General features: G+C 32.8%; 17 protein-coding genes and 1 pseudogene. 13 read left to right on the plus strand and 5 right to left on the minus strand.

Annotated elements, in window-relative coordinates; genetic code table 11:
* Positions 1-352: 352 nt before the first annotated feature.
* The 5 genes and pseudogenes from AC1DS7_RS05580 to AC1DS7_RS05600 all read left to right on the plus strand — a co-directional run bounded on the left by AC1DS7_RS05580 (position 353) and on the right by AC1DS7_RS05600 (position 4,696).
* Complete coding sequence (locus tag AC1DS7_RS05580) at positions 353-577, plus strand: hypothetical protein (RefSeq protein WP_016119742.1); 225 nt, start codon at positions 353-355, stop codon at positions 575-577.
* A gap of 144 nt (positions 578-721) precedes the next feature.
* Positions 722-1,483 (plus strand): annotated as a pseudogene (locus AC1DS7_RS05585) (IS4 family transposase); the annotation flags it as partial.
* A gap of 4 nt (positions 1,484-1,487) precedes the next feature.
* On the plus strand, positions 1,488-2,705 hold the full coding sequence (locus AC1DS7_RS05590; RefSeq protein WP_431179913.1) for an erythromycin esterase family protein: 1,218 nt from the start codon (positions 1,488-1,490) through the stop codon (positions 2,703-2,705).
* 567 nt (positions 2,706-3,272) lie between these two features.
* Positions 3,273-3,719, plus strand: a complete 447-nt coding sequence (locus tag AC1DS7_RS05595; protein ID WP_000817662.1) for a MarR family winged helix-turn-helix transcriptional regulator — start codon at positions 3,273-3,275, stop codon at positions 3,717-3,719.
* Between the two features lie 32 nt (positions 3,720-3,751).
* The gene (locus tag AC1DS7_RS05600; protein WP_476998830.1) at positions 3,752-4,696 is read left to right on the plus strand and encodes an acetyl-CoA carboxylase carboxyltransferase subunit alpha; all 945 of its coding nucleotides are present in this window, start codon (positions 3,752-3,754) and stop codon (positions 4,694-4,696) included.
* 444 nt (positions 4,697-5,140) lie between these two features.
* On the opposite strand, the gene AC1DS7_RS05605 is transcribed toward AC1DS7_RS05600, so the two are convergent.
* Together AC1DS7_RS05605 and AC1DS7_RS05610 are read right to left on the minus strand one after the other, a co-directional pair.
* Positions 5,141-5,248, minus strand: a complete 108-nt coding sequence (locus AC1DS7_RS05605; protein ID WP_078176885.1) for a YjcZ family sporulation protein — start codon at positions 5,246-5,248, stop codon at positions 5,141-5,143.
* A gap of 265 nt (positions 5,249-5,513) precedes the next feature.
* The gene (locus AC1DS7_RS05610) at positions 5,514-5,984 is read right to left on the minus strand and encodes a hypothetical protein (RefSeq protein ID WP_016119747.1); all 471 of its coding nucleotides are present in this window, start codon (positions 5,982-5,984) and stop codon (positions 5,514-5,516) included.
* A 273-nt stretch (positions 5,985-6,257) separates the two neighbouring features.
* Here AC1DS7_RS05610 and AC1DS7_RS05615 point away from each other — a divergent pair, with 273 nt between their 5' ends.
* The 3 genes from AC1DS7_RS05615 to AC1DS7_RS05625 all read left to right on the plus strand — a co-directional run bounded on the left by AC1DS7_RS05615 (position 6,258) and on the right by AC1DS7_RS05625 (position 7,225).
* Complete coding sequence (locus tag AC1DS7_RS05615) at positions 6,258-6,647, plus strand: YflT domain-containing protein (RefSeq protein WP_000448809.1); 390 nt, start codon at positions 6,258-6,260, stop codon at positions 6,645-6,647.
* A 50-nt stretch (positions 6,648-6,697) separates the two neighbouring features.
* Complete coding sequence (locus tag AC1DS7_RS05620) at positions 6,698-6,898, plus strand: CsbD family protein (RefSeq protein WP_000004264.1); 201 nt, start codon at positions 6,698-6,700, stop codon at positions 6,896-6,898.
* A gap of 75 nt (positions 6,899-6,973) precedes the next feature.
* Positions 6,974-7,225 carry a GlsB/YeaQ/YmgE family stress response membrane protein gene (locus AC1DS7_RS05625; protein ID WP_000522906.1) on the plus strand — a complete coding sequence of 84 codons (252 nt, stop codon included), beginning with the start codon at positions 6,974-6,976 and terminating at the stop codon, positions 7,223-7,225.
* 163 nt (positions 7,226-7,388) lie between these two features.
* Here the strand turns inward: AC1DS7_RS05625 and AC1DS7_RS05630 are convergent, their stop codons facing one another.
* Entirely contained in the window at positions 7,389-7,589 is a 201-nt protein-coding gene (locus tag AC1DS7_RS05630) for a methyltransferase (protein ID WP_002140674.1), read from the minus strand.
* Positions 7,590-7,939: 350 nt separating this feature from the next.
* On the opposite strand from AC1DS7_RS05630, the gene rsbV reads away from it, so the two are divergent.
* From rsbV to AC1DS7_RS05655, 5 genes are all read left to right on the plus strand, one after another.
* Positions 7,940-8,278 carry an anti sigma b factor antagonist RsbV gene (rsbV, locus tag AC1DS7_RS05635; protein WP_427344365.1) on the plus strand — a complete coding sequence of 113 codons (339 nt, stop codon included), beginning with the start codon at positions 7,940-7,942 and terminating at the stop codon, positions 8,276-8,278.
* A gap of 6 nt (positions 8,279-8,284) precedes the next feature.
* Entirely contained in the window at positions 8,285-8,767 is a 483-nt protein-coding gene (rsbW, locus tag AC1DS7_RS05640) for an anti-sigma B factor RsbW (RefSeq protein WP_000970215.1), read from the plus strand.
* Positions 8,730-9,506 (plus strand): RNA polymerase sigma factor SigB, encoded by a 777-nt coding sequence (sigB, locus tag AC1DS7_RS05645; RefSeq protein ID WP_256486845.1) that lies wholly within the window; start codon positions 8,730-8,732, stop codon positions 9,504-9,506. Before rsbW ends, sigB begins: the two co-directional genes overlap by 38 nt.
* Positions 9,507-9,576: 70 nt before the next feature.
* The gene (locus AC1DS7_RS05650; RefSeq protein ID WP_002011070.1) at positions 9,577-10,017 is read left to right on the plus strand and encodes a ferritin-like domain-containing protein; all 441 of its coding nucleotides are present in this window, start codon (positions 9,577-9,579) and stop codon (positions 10,015-10,017) included.
* Positions 10,018-10,342: 325 nt separating this feature from the next.
* Complete coding sequence (locus tag AC1DS7_RS05655; RefSeq protein WP_256486844.1) at positions 10,343-11,485, plus strand: SpoIIE family protein phosphatase; 1,143 nt, start codon at positions 10,343-10,345, stop codon at positions 11,483-11,485.
* A 39-nt stretch (positions 11,486-11,524) separates the two neighbouring features.
* Here the strand turns inward: AC1DS7_RS05655 and AC1DS7_RS05660 are convergent, their stop codons facing one another.
* Positions 11,525-12,382 (minus strand): CheR family methyltransferase, encoded by an 858-nt coding sequence (locus AC1DS7_RS05660; protein ID WP_002166216.1) that lies wholly within the window; start codon positions 12,380-12,382, stop codon positions 11,525-11,527.
* A gap of 16 nt (positions 12,383-12,398) precedes the next feature.
* Positions 12,399-15,089: a response regulator gene (locus AC1DS7_RS05665; protein WP_256486839.1), complete on the minus strand. Its 2,691-nt coding sequence runs from the start codon at positions 15,087-15,089 to the stop codon at positions 12,399-12,401.
* Positions 15,090-15,145: the final 56 nt, after the last annotated feature.

Below are 15,145 nucleotides of genomic sequence, written 5' to 3' on the forward strand. Positions count from 1 at the left end.
AGGTTACTGGATTAGCAGAAAAACTGTATAAAATCTTGCATACTCTTAGCCTGTTTTTTTTCCGAAATGCTGGCGGTACCCCATGGCTATCAACCTAAAATTTTATAGTACCCCCAAAACGAGAAAATTGGCATCTCCAGGTGAAAATATACATTTTTTTGTTTTGGGGCAACTAGTTTCATTAGCTTGATGGGCATATTGGTGGAACCCCGAAATGGACATTTGAATAGATAATGCCTTCCTTAAAATAACCTTAATTAAAACATAGTTTTGATAATATATGGAAAATAAATGGTACAATTTTCTGGTATAACCTAAATAAAATTTATTTTAGAAAAGGGGTAGAAGGGAAATGTTCCAGAAGTTCAAGTTTTATTTAATGAGCATTGTAATTAGTTCAATGTTAGGCGGAATTATTATAGGTGCTAATTTCTTGGTCCATAACATATATAATTTAGTTGCAGGTAAAGAATATCATTTTAATATGTGGTCTTCTATTATTATATTTAGTGTTGTATTTATTTCGGGTTTCTCGTACGCGTTGAAGAAGGGGCCAGATATATTTGTTAATGATTAAACCAATAGCAATTATTGTAGGCGCTGCCGTGATCTGGGTGGCGTCTTGTTTGTTGTTAAGGAAAGATAACAAAACTAAATTTCCTTAAAATGAAAAAAAACGCTATTCTTTCTGTAGAATCATAGGAAAGGATGGCGTTTTTTTATGTCTGTTTCTGTGTCTGACGAATTACAACTATTTGCTCAAGAGATTCAAAGTTTTTTATCTCCAAATGCCTTACGGGATCTTGCTAGAGATGTTGGTTTTGTACAACGAACCAGTAAGTACCAAGCAAAAGATTTAGTAGCTTTATGTGTATGGGTGAGCCAAAATGTAGCTATGACTTCTTTAACTCAGTTATCTAGCTGTTTAGAAGCATCAACAGAAGTACTCATCAGTCCTGAGGGACTGAATCAACGGTTTAATAAGTCGGCCGTCCTACTCTTACAACAGCTACTAGCCGAACTACTAAGCAAAAAATTGGCCGCATCTATGCCGATTTCTTCTCCATACACTTCTGTTTTCAAGCGTATTCGTATTTTAGATTCAACTGCATTTCAACTCCCGGATGTATTTTCATCGGTTTATCCAGGTGCAGGAGGATGTAGCCATACTGCTGGGATAAAAATTCAACTTGAGTATGATTTGTTAAGCGGACAGTTCTTACATATTCATACAGGTCCAGGTAAACAACATGATCGTACTTACGGCTCTCTGTGTGCCCCAACTGTGACGGCAAATGATTTATGTATCCGAGATTTAGGTTATTTTCATTTAAAAGACCTTCAATATATACAAGATAAAGAGGCCCACTATATCTCTCGTATCAAGTCGAATACACGTATGTATCAAAAAAATCCTAACCCTGATTATTTTCAAGATGGAAGAATTAAGAAAGGTACAGAGTATATACAGTTAGATATGGAGATATTTGTCCTTTTTAAAAGAAACCGTACAGGATAAACGTATTGTTCTTCTCGGTGAAAGTACACATGGTGCCAAAGAAATAAACCAATCTAAAGTACGGATCATTAAGTATTTGCATGAAGAAATGGGATATGATGTACTGGCATTTGAATCTGGATTTGCAGAAGCAAATGCTGTTAACCAAAAACTGGACCGATTAACTGCTACTCAAGCCATGAAACAATCTTTAGAAACCGTATGGCATACAGAAGAAATTGAGGAACTGTTTCATTATCTAAAAGAGCAAAAAGAAAAAGGGACTCCACTGATTTTAACTGGATTTGATACTCAAATTTGGTGGGAATCATCTTTCCCACAATTTGCAAAAGAATGGTTAGAGAAAATTATTCCTGAAATTGCTAATGATGTTGAATTAGCTGATAAAGAATTGGTCGATATAGAGTGGACATTTACCCCAAAAGATAATCAGTATCCGTATGAACAATATAAAAAGGAGATTCAGCCAGTAATAGACAAATACGAAAAAATCAAAGCATTTATTCAAGAGCATAAAACTGAATTACTCGAGGTCGCACCAATTAATACATATGATGTAAATCTGTTAGAGAAAGCCATTAGTATACGAATTGATACGATTAAAACACATCAAGATGCTAAAGTAAAAGAAAAAAACTTAATATTCTCACCGAATCCAAAAGTGTCTGAGTTCTCACTTTATATTCGAGATCAGAAAATGGGACAAACTTTAGCATGGTTAAGTGATATTCAATACAAAAACAAAAAAATCATCGTATGGGGACATAACTATCATATTCGAAAACAAAATTCAAAGATGATACTCGATTTTACTGATATACAAAAATATAACTTTGTAGCACCGAATATGATTGATTACATGCCTAAACGTATTAAAGATCAAATGTACATGGTCGGTGTGTACGCTTATAGTGGAAGCAGCTGGAATAGCGGTATTAATGAAATAGTTCCTGTAGAAACTGATCACACGGAACAGAGTATTGAAAAAATATTAAGTGCTGCACAATCCCCACATATATTTGTCAATTTAAAAGGTGAAAAAAACCGTCCAGAAACCTCTTGGATGTTCTCTCCTACTGCGGGAAGATACTGGGGTCTGAAGGAATCTGAAGAAATTATGAATCCAATTGAACAATATGATGGTATTCTATGGCTAGACCATATTACACCATCGCAAATGAAATAAATAATTGAAGTAGGTCACAATTACTTTGTTATGGAAAACAAACAATCAGATGAAACAATAAATGTACAATATGACTTAACATAGTAAAATAATATTTGGATGGGAGTCCAAATATTATTAAAATTAAGATGGTTCAAGTCGGAGAAAGGCACCTTAGGGTGTCTTTTCTTTATTACTTCAATTTGTAAATTAATAAAAAAAGACTAGCAGCATATACTAGTCATTCTAAATGAGGTACCGCCACACCGCTATCAAGTTAAGAAATACATTCTTCCCCAAAATGAAAAACACGAACTAAATTTCTATGGACAACTAGAAAAGAGGAAATTTTCGTTTTGGGGATACTTCAAAATCTTAGCTTGATTGCGATGAGCGGTATCCCATAAAGGCCCCTGATACATAATTGATGTTCTGCCATTTGTAGAAAACAATCCACTTATACCATTTTAACAAGAAGAAATATCTCGTCCATGTTGTAATATTGGCTTACGTTAAGTTTGTGAAAAAAACATATTCATGTATAATACAATTGATGTATGATACATTAATTGTAGGAGGGTGACCTTTTTGAAAAGAGAAGATGCCTTAAAACTAAGAACAGATATTAAGAAAATGATTATAATAACTGGGGTTTTTGAATCTCAAAATTTGCCCAATGGACCATTTGAAAAACCTTTACCAACTTCTCAAATGATGGCGTTAGAGGAACTAGAGGTGGAAAAATTAACTGTTTGGCAACTATCCAATAAACTTAGATTAGAGACTTCAACTGTAAGTAGATTGGTAGATAAGTTAGTAAAAAAGGGGCTTATTTATCGTGAAGTAAATGAAAAAAATAGAAGAGAACTTTTTCTGCACCTCACAGAAAAAGGTCACATAACTGTTAATTGCTTAAGAGAGCAATCCATTACATTTTATCAAAGTATTCTCAATAATTTATCAGAATCAGAACAAAAAATAGTTGTGGATGGTTTTGAATTATTTATTGATTCTATTTCTAAGCCTTTTGATTAGAGTGAGGTAAATCATAACATTTGGAGGGTAAAATGAGTTTGGATTTTGAACGTCCTATTATTGAATTAAAAGAGAAATTTGATGAATTAAAGAAAATTATGAAAGAAAATAATGTAGATTTATCGCCAGAAATTCATGTATTAGAAAAACGTTTAAATAAAATGCAAGATAAAATTTATTCTAATATTACACCTTTTCAACGAGTTCAAATTGCAAGGCTACGTAACCGGCCCACGACATTGGACTATATACCTTTATTGTTTACAAACTTTCTCGAACTTCATGGTGATCGATTATATGGTGATGATAAAGCAATGATAGGTGGTATTGCAAAATTTAAAGGGATGCCCGTTACGGTTATTGGTCATCAAAGAGGTAGAAATACAAAGGAAAATATAGAAAGAAATTTTGGAATGGCACATCCAGAAGGTTATAGAAAAGCGCTAAGACTTATGAAACAAGCTGATAAATTTAATCGCCCTATTATTACATTTATTGATACAATAGGCGCCTATCCAGGGAAAGGGTCTGAAGAACGTGGAATTTCTGAAGCGATAGCTCGAAATCTATTTGAAATGGCTACACTTAAAGTGCCAATTGTTTGTATTGTAATTGGAGAGGCATCAAGTGGTGGAGCTCTTGGCATTAGTGTCGGTAACCATATCCATATGTTAGAGTATTCATGGTACTCGGTAATTTCGCCAGAAGGAGCAGCATCTATCCTATGGAAGGACGCTAAGTATGCTCCAGAAGCTGCTGAACATATGAAAATTTCAGCAAAAGATTTAAAATATTTAGGAATTATTGATGAAATCATTCCTGAAATTAAAGGTGGAGCACAAAATGATATAAAATCACAGGCAAAAGTGATTGAATCTATAATCGAATCATCTCTAAAAAAATTGATACTATTATCCTCGGAAGAGCTTATACAACAGCGGTATGAAAAGTATAGACAAATAGAGAATTATAAATGAAAATATTTAAAGTCCGTATTACATTTCGGAGGATTCTCGCAAAAAAATTCTAAATATTTTGTAAGTAACCTCTTAAACTGGGATATGCTGATACTATTACTCTACAAAAGGTGTGTGATCGGTATGGAAAAGGAAAATTTGTTCAAATGGAAGCATTATCACATACCCATCAACTTAAGAAATTGATTGTTCCCCAAAACGAAAAAATGAGCTGAATTCTCATAAATAACTGTAAAAAGGTGAAAATTTCGTTATGGGGGGTATCTCAAAAGCTTAGGTTGATGGCAATGTGGTGCTCCCCCTGTTAGTAGTAATTTTAATATCACTATGGATAAATTACTTTTAAAACTTTACTTCCGAGAACGATAATTATGTAAATAAGCTGTCCATATGGGCAGCTTATTTTATTTTTTGTTTAGCACGGGGATCTTTTTCGATAGTTTTTTAGCAGAAGCAAGCAGCTCCAACGATGATTAATAAAATAAACAATACAACTAATAAAGCAAATCCTCCAGCGAAGCCCCAGCCGCCACAACTACCACCAAAGCCCATAACAGTTCCTCCTTTAGATAGGAGGGGGAAGACAAAGGTTCACTCATGTGTTTTAACGGATTCAATTTACTTTATGCATTTATGAATGGAGCAGGTCCTTTTGAAAATAAAGAAAAGACACCTTATAAGGTGTCTTTCTTCGATTTGAAACATTTTAAGTTTAATAATATACGGTCTCGCCACTGACCTATTAGGCTGGAATTTTATAGTGTTTCTGAACAAAATTTTGTGCTAATTTTGAATTCTTAAGTTGATGGGGATCCTTTTATGTTTTATCATTTTTAAAAAAATCCTTCATTATCTTAGCGCCTTTAATATTCACCGTCACAGCTTCTACTTTATCTTTCTTCTCATCTTTAGCAATCGTAATTTGTTCCTTATTATCAACCCACACAAGAAACTCTTCTTTTGAGTCATCTTTATATGTAACGGTTATAGTAGAATGCGCAGATTGTTTCTTTTTTTGATCTAGTGTGATTGTTTTCGGTGTTCCTTTTTGGACTGCTGAAGCGATTGATTGTATCATTTCCTCGTTATCTGTTTGAGATTTGGAACTAGTATTACTTGTTGTTCTAAGCATCTCAATGTTGGTAATGTCTGCAGAGTTTAATTGAATGGCATTTTTCGTATTTTCTTGCTTAGTTGTTGGAGTATTATTTGTAGTAGAAGTGCTTGTACAGCCTATTAAAGTGAAAGATAGAGCGGTTAGAGCGCATATAGATATGATTTTTTTCATAGTATCCCTCCTTATGTTTAATTATAACAATTTTCTGTTATTTTAGGTAGTTATTGTAAGGAGATAATTTTGTAAATCATAGGGAGACATGTTTACTAGTTTTAATGATGTTCGTATGAATAATATGAAGCGTATATATGAAAAATATGCGGTTCATTCTCTATCAAAATCAAAATTCACATAATTTTTTTCATATTTTATGTTTAACATTTCGAAAATGGGTGTATTACATATAATATAACAAATAATTCATTTTAGAGGAGGAAGTTAAAGATGGAAACGAAGTATAGTAAACCTTTTGTATATGAATTTATTACGGAGAAAGAGGTCATGAATGCGGCGAATGATCTAGTGAAGAAAGGAATCGACCAAAAAGATATTTACGTATTAACACATGAGAAAGAAAGGACAGATAGAATCGCAGACAATGCAGACGTGAATACAATTGGAATAAAAGAAGAGGGACTTGGGACAAGTATTATTAATGTCTTTCAAAAAACGGGAGATCAGTTAAGAAATAAGATGCAAGAATTAGGACTTAATGAGGAAGAAGCTAACTTTTATGAAGAAAAACTGGATGAAGGGAAAATCTTATTATTCGTTAAGGATTTAGAAAGAGTCGGTGAATGGTTACAAGAAAGAAGATGCACGTATTCTATTTAAATTCATACTCTTTAAATCTACAAATCTATTACGAAAAGGAGATTGGAAATATGAGTGAGAGCGGGCTAAAAGAACAAATTACTGGTAAAGTTGAAAAGAAAAAGGGACAAGTAAAAGAAGGAATTGGTGAAGTTACAGAAGATAGAGAGTTGAAAAATGAAGGGAAGTGGGAGAAGACGAAGGGAACTGTAAAAGAAAAAGTCGGAAAAGTGAAACAAAAGATAAGTGATGGATTGGATAACAAAGAGTAATACATGTTTATCAAGCTTTGGTTAAACGCCAAAGCTTGATAAATCCATTATAAAAATAATATAGGAGGTCTAATTGTGGGACTTATTATTACGTGTATTGTAGGTGGACTTATTGGTATGTTAGCTGGAATGATTACGGGAAAAGATTTTCCTTTAGGTATAGTTGGTAATGTTATTGCCGGATTAATCGGATCTTGGGTAGGTAGTGCGTTATTTGGTCACTGGGGCCCTGAATGGGGAGGCATCTTTATTCTTCCAGCTTTATTAGGTGCAATCGTCTTTATTTTAATCGTTACATTCTTTTCTAGAATGCTACGGAAAGCGTAAGTATGATAATGAATAGTAATCTTAAGTTTATTATATATAGCTATAAAGTTAAAAAACTAATAAATATACATAAAAAAGCATCCAATTAAAATAATTTGGATGCTTTTTTAATGTATTTTACATAGGAATCAGTGAGGATGGCCCCACTGATTGAGATTACATATTAAGCTATCGTTACTTTTTTACAATTATTTATTCTTACGACCTGCCTCGGTTCTATATGAGATAAGTCCTCGCTATTACCTATATCAACTACAATTGTATTCGTTAGTATGTTAATAATGGAACCAATTAATTTTGTAGCATGATCGTGTCGATAAGAAAATTGAACAAAATCTCCCTTTTTAAAGCTGTGCTCTTCCATAGATAGATCCCCCTAAAAATAATGTTTATACATTATACATACACAAATTTATAAGGTTTAAACATTTGGTAGTATTTTTTTTAGTGTTAAGCTGAGAAAGGTGTAGAAAATTTATTTATCCCGCTTTAATGGGCAGTAAGCCCCCCACCTCAAAATTCAGCGAAAGCAAAGAATTTAGGTGGGGAATCAACTGCCCATAAAAGTCCGATTGGTTCAACTAATAATCAGTGGGGGGATGAAGAATACCCCCACTGATTAAAGTTTCACTTTATAATTAAAATGAAAAAATATGTTTAAAACTAATTTTTATGGGTAATTAAATAGTAGTAGTTTGAGATAAGGGGGCGGAAATGATGAATTTGGCAATAAATATTTTGCAAAATGATTTAGGTTATACAGTACAACTTAATGGTGAGATTGATGCGTATACGGCATCAGATTTAAAAAATAAGGTAATGCCTATTGCAAGTGAGAAAGAGGTTTATATAGTAGTAGATTTTACTAAGGTAGATTATATGGATAGTACAGGTTTAGGCGTTTTTATAGCGCTATTAAAAGCAATTAAGAAAAATGATGGAAAACTAGAGTTTATTGGTGTATCTAAAAGGTTAAAAAGATTATTCGATATTACAGGACTAACAGAAATATTAAATTTGAATTCAGATTTTGAAAAAGTAGAAAGAAGGTGACTAGGGATGATGGAGAAATTTGAAAAGATAGAAATGAAAATTCCTGCAAAAGCAGAATATGTGGCTATTATTCGTTTAACAATGGCTGGTGTTGCGAATCGAATGGGCTTTGCTTATGACGATATAGAAGATATGAAAATTGCTATTAGTGAAGCATGTACAAATATTGTACAACATGCATATAAAGAAGACGTTGGAGAGATTACAATTGTCTTTGGTCTATATGAGGATCGATTAGAAATTATGGTTGCGGATAATGGAGTTAGCTTTGATTTTAGCACCTTAAAAAGTAAAGTTGGTCCGTATGATATTAATAAACCAGTAGAACATTTGCCGGAAAATGGTTTAGGTTTATATTTAATAAATACGTTAATGGATGATATACAAATTATGCATGATGAGGGCATGACAGTTTTAATGACAAAATATATACAAAGAGAGCAGGTGGAGAATGATGGAAATCCAATCTCAACCTACAAATCTTACTAAAGAAGACGTTATTAAACTAATTGCAGAATTCCAACAAAACCAATGTGATGAGGCGCAGGAAAGATTGGTTAATCATTATAAAAATCTCGTATATTCCATTGCATACCGCTATTCAAAAGGTGGGCCGATGCATGAGGATATTATACAAGTAGGGATGTTAGGGCTCTTAGGCGCAATAAGAAGGTATGATTATTCGATAGGGAATGCTTTTGAACCGTTTGCAATACCTACGATAGTAGGTGAAATAAAGAAGTATTTACGTGATAAAACTTGGGGTATTCATGTTCCAAGGCGAATTAAAGATTTAGGCGGGAAAATTAAACTTGCGATAGAGGAGCTAACAGATCAACTGCAACGTTCACCGAAGATTATAGAGATTGCGGATCATTTAGGACTATCCGAAGAGGAAGTGCTAGAAATTATGGATGCGAAAAATAATTATCGAGTATCTTCCTTAGATGATGTAGTTGAAAATTCATCTGATGGAAGTTCGGTAGCGAGAATTGAATCTGTAGGTGAAGTAGAGCAAGGATATGAACAGACAGAAAGACGTCTCGTTTTAGATGATATTTTTAACGTATTAAATGATACGGAAAAGAGTGTTATTCATTATATATTTGGAGAAAATTTAAATCAAAAGGATACAGGAGAGCGGTTAGGTATTTCACAAATGCACGTTTCTCGTATTAAAAGACAAGCGATAAGTAAATTGAAGCAAGCGGCGTTTTTAGATACATAAAAAATTTAAAATAATTATGTTTAAAACATGAGAAAAGGGGTAGTTATTAAGTATAGGAGGAGATATTAAAATGTCACACGATGTGAAAGAACTAATCGAAGGATTGAATGAAGATTTAGCAGGAGAATACTCGGCAATTATTATGTATAACCATAATGCAGCTACGGTTTCTGGTATATATAGACAAGTGTTAAAACCTTTCTTTGAATCTGAAATTAGTGATGAACAAGGACATGCCCTATATTTAGCGGAGAAAATTAAGACGCTAGGTGGTACACCTACTACGATCCCTTTACCTGTGAAACAAGTAGAAGATGTTAGAGAAATGTTAGAAGCAGCTAGACAATCAGAATATGAAACAATTAAGCGTTATGAAACGAGAAAAGAACAGGCAGCGAAATTAAATATGACAGAGTTAGTTGTAAAGTTAGAAGATATGATTGCAGATGAAACAAATCATATGGAAGAATTAGATCGCCTTTTAAATGACAAAGCAATGGTGTTAAATTAAAAGTGGAAATTTACCCCACTTTAATGGGCAGTAAGACCCCCACCTCAAAATGCAGCGAAAGCAAAGAATTTAGGTGGGGGATCAACTGCCCATAAAAGTCCGATTGGTTCAACTAATAATCAGTGGGGGATGAAGAAAACCCCCACTGATTAAAGTTTCACTTTATAGAGTGAAAGAACAAACTCTCATTTCTAGGGGGTTTGTTCTTTTGCTGTATAGATACGTATGAGTAGGAAATTTTTATTTTATAACTGAGTATGTAATACTAGAAAAATAGAAAATGATAATAGATTTACATTTTAAATAAGAAAAGGGGAAATAACTTGTGTCCATTTTAATTGTCGATGATAATCCGGTTAACATCTTTGTAATTGAAAAAATTTTAAAACAAGCCGGATATCAGGATCTTGTATCGCTTAATTCTGCACAAGAGCTTTTCGAATACATCCATTTTGGAAAAGATTCTTCCAGGCATAATGAAATTGATTTAATACTATTAGATATCATGATGCCTGAGATTGATGGACTTGAAGTTTGTAGGCGATTACAAAACGAGGAGAAGTTTAAAGATATTCCTATTATTTTTGTAACAGCTTTAGAAGATGCGAATAAATTAGCTGAAGCGCTTGATATAGGCGCAATGGATTATATTACGAAACCTATAAATAAAGTTGAATTGTTAGCTCGTATGCGTGTGGCATTACGCTTGAAAACGGAATTAAATTGGCATAAAGAACAAGAGGAAAATCTTCGTAATGAATTAGATTTAGCTACACAAGTACAAAGAAACTTATTAAGTAGCCCATTAAGAGAAGATCATATAAAAATTGAAGCAAGTTACTTACCTTCATTCAAACTAGCTGGAGATATGTATTATTGGTATAAAATCGATGAAAACCGCTACGGTATTATATTATTAGATGTGATGGGACATGGTGTATCTGCTTCATTAGTTTGTATGTTTATTTCGTCTGTATTACGTGAATCGATTAAATGTTTAATCGATCCGGAACTTGTCATTAAAGACTTAAATAAATATATGACTCTTTTACATAATGAGAATGACAATATTCCATATTATTTTACAGCGATATACTTAGTAGTTGATACAGAAAAGAGAACAATTGAATATGTAAATGCAGGACATCCTTCTGGATACGTTTTAGTTGATGAAGCGAATGTAGTGGAACTAAATCGCGGGAGTTGTGCGGTAGGGTTTTTTGATGAAATAAAAGTTGAAAAGACAGTTATACCTTTTGAGAAAAACGTTCAAATTGTATTATTTACAGATGGTGTTCTTGAAGCAATTGCAAATGATGAATTTGAGTCTGAAGAGAAATTACGTGCTTTTACAGAAAGAAAATGGGGAGATTTAGAAGAAGAGATAGAAGGGTTTTATAAGGAAGAACAGAAGAAAACACAATCAGATGATATGTGCCTAATTATGATACAAACGAATGCGAAATAAAAAGCGTATGAAATCCAAACAGAGGATTTCATACGCTTTTTATTGTATTTTTTGATAGATTTGTTCGTTAGGATTAAATTGGATATAATGCGGCATTATATCTGAAAAACGAAGAGTTTCTTTATTTCCTAAACATAGGAATCCATTGTGGCCTAAACTTTCATAAAATAGTTGCTGTACTTGGTTTTGAAGTTTACTCGTAAAGTAAATTAAAACGTTACGGCAAAGTATAATATGAAATTCGTTAAAAGACTGATCAGTTACTAAATTATGTTGCGCAAAAATAATGTTTTGTAACAGGGATGGATTAAAATAAGCAAAACGACTATCTGTTGAATAATAGTTAGAAAATGCTTGTGTACCGCCAGCTTGTAAATAGTTTTTCGTATAAGTTTGCATTTTATTTAACGGAAGGATGCCTTGTTTTGCTTTTTCTAACACATTTGTATTCATATCTGTTGCGTAAATAACAGCTTTTTCACTTAATCCTTCTTCGTGAAGTAAGATGGACATTGATAACACTTCTTCACCAGTTGCGCATCCAGCATGCCAAATTCTAATTTCAGGATACTTTTTTAATTCAGGAATAACATGCTCTCTTAACGCTTTAAAAAAAGTAGGGTTACGGAACATTTCAGTTACATTAATGGAGAAATCATTTAATAACTGTTCTAAAAACCCTTCCTCATGAATTACTTTTTCAATTAATTTTGAAATGGTAGGGATATTAGAGAGCTGCATTCTATTACAAATTCTTCTATAAATAGATGTGCGAGCATATTGGCGAAAATCAAATCCTGACAGTTTAAATACCGCTTCCAATAGTAATTCAATTTCTAAGTTCGTACGCTTATCCATATCTACGGATGGATCAAAATTATAATACTTATTTTCCACTTAAACTAAACCTCACTTATTTTATTAACCATACACTCATTACCGAATAGAGTTGATGTAAATTTAATGGTTTACTTATATAATCTGAAGCGCCAGCAGATAAACATTTTTCTTTATCATTTGGCATTGCTTTAGCAGTTAATGCGATAATAGGTATTTCATGTAACCCTAAATTCATTCGGATATGTTCCATCGTTTCATAACCGTCCATATTCGGCATCATAATATCCATTAAGATAAGGTCAATATTTGTATTGCTTTTTAGTATTTCTAAACACTCTATGCCGTTTTGTGCAGTAATAATGTTGGCATGTTGTTTTTCTAATGCATTTTGTAATGCAAATATATTTCGATGATCATCATCGACAATTAAAATAGTTTTCTCTTGGAAGACGTTATTTGTTTCTGGAGTAACTATAGTTTCCTCAACAACTTCAACAGGAATAATGTCATCTATCGTTGCTGCGACTTCTAAACTAGATAACTGTATATCATTTAACCCATTTGGAAGGTTAGGAATATATACTGTGAAAGTACTGCCTTCTCCTACATTACTCTCTAACGTAATCCAACCGCCTAATAATCTAGCAAACTCTTTACAAATAGATAATCCTAAGCCTGTACCACCATATTTTCGAATCGTTGCTCCATCTGCCTGTTGAAAAGCTTCGAAAATAAGTTGATGCTGTTCTGTAGCGATACCAATACCAGTATCTTTTACTGAAATTGTAATCCAATCATTACTTATAGACTGCATTTCATTACTCAAATTGGTTGTTTCTATCGGATCGAAATGTAAAGAGACGGATCCTTTTTCCGTGAATTTAAATGCATTGGATAATAAGTTTTTAATAATTTGCTCAATCCGCTTAGCATCTGTATAAAACAAATTAGGAATAATATCACTGTCTTCAATAGTAAATTCGACATTTTTTTGTGCAGCTATATGTAAAAAGTTTTGATGCATATTTGCTGCCATGTCACTTATGTTCGTTGCTTCAAAAATAACATCTAGTTTCCCAGCTTCTACTTTAGATAAATCTAGTATGTCATTAATTAGAGCAAGTAAATCTTTCCCTGATGAATGAATGACGGTTGCTAATTCAATTTCATCATCGGATAAATGATTATCATGATTTTCTCTTAACATTTCAGATAATAGTAAAATACTATTTAACGGTGTGCGTAATTCATGTGACATATTTGCTAGGAATTCTGATTTGTATTTTGAGCTACGTAATATTTCACTTGCTTTTTCTTCTAATTCTGATTTAGTAATTTGTAAGTCAGCTGTCTTTTGCTCGGCCTCTTCAGTTCTAGACTCTAGTTGTTCATTCGTTGTTCTTAATTCTTCGGCTTGCATTTGTAGTTCTTCAGCTTGCGTTTGCAATTCTTCTGATTGAACTTGCAACTCTTCTGTCATTGCTTGTGATTCATGTAAAAGAGTTTGAATTCGCATACGTCCCATAATACTATGGATGGTTAGACCTAGGTTATCAACGGTTTGTTGAATTAAATCTTGATGTAAGTCTGAAATCTCAGTTACACTTACTAACTCCATTACTGCGATCACTTCATCTTCAAATAAGATAGGGACGACTAGTAGGTTTTGAGGGCGTATTTCTAATAAGCCGCTAGTGACATAACGAAATTCTTCTGGTATTTCTCGAAGAATAAAGCTTTGTTTTTCTAAAGCACATTGCCCAATTAAACCTTCACCCATTTTAATGGATTGTTTTCCAATATCAGCACCTTGATCAGCGAAAGAAGCTTTCTTCACATAGTAGACAGTTTCTTCAATTTCTTCACGTACATAGAATGCACCGCAAGAGGTTTGCGTTTTTTGTATAACTCCACTAAGAATTTTTTTACCTAACATCTCAATAGAAGGTATACCTTGATACATTAAAATTAATTCTGCAAGCTCGGTTTGTAACCACTCTCTTTTAGATATTTCGTCTAGTAGGTGGTTCGTTGTATGAGCAAGCTCTTTTATTTCATCCCGCGTGTTTACATGAATTCTTTCAGTAATTTTTTCTTTAGAAGAAATGGATTTAATAGCTTGAATTACGTTTTTAATCGTTTTTGTAATGGAATTCGAAATATAGAGTGAAATGATAATAGAAATACAAGAAAGTAAGAACAATAAACTGTATAACCAAATCTCTAATTTATTATTTTCAGTATCTAATTGTGCAGCTCTTTTTTTCGTTAGTTGCTCCTCTACACCACGGAAGTTAGTTAGCTGCGATTGTAATGACTGAATTTGAGTCGTGTCGATTGCTTGTATGTTATTACTATTATGATTTGTAATTAATGGATGAATCTCTTTATTAATCCAACTATTAATATTTTCGTTAATCTGTTTTAATTTTTCTTGCTGAGAGGGGTTATCCTCTAATAGAGCCAAAAGATCTTGATAATGTTTTTCGTAATCCTTTTCCGCAGTGTTAAGGGATTGCACGTAATTTGCGTTATTAGAAGTAATAAATCCTTTCGCTTTATTTTCAATTGTTAGCAATTCTTTCTCCACTTGATTCGTTAAATTAAGAACTTTAAAATCGTGATCAATAATAAAATTACGAGATTTTTGTAAATTGGAAATCTCATTGTTTAACATAATGAAAGAAATAAGTAAGAACAAAATCATAACTAAATAACCAGCCATAATTTTGTAGCGAATACTAAATTTTGCTTTCGATTTCATTAAAAATTCCTACCTTCAAGATTATTAAAAGTTTTCTATTGTAAAGAATGAAAAAC

Source organism: Bacillus sp. P4_E1, assembly GCF_056401715.1.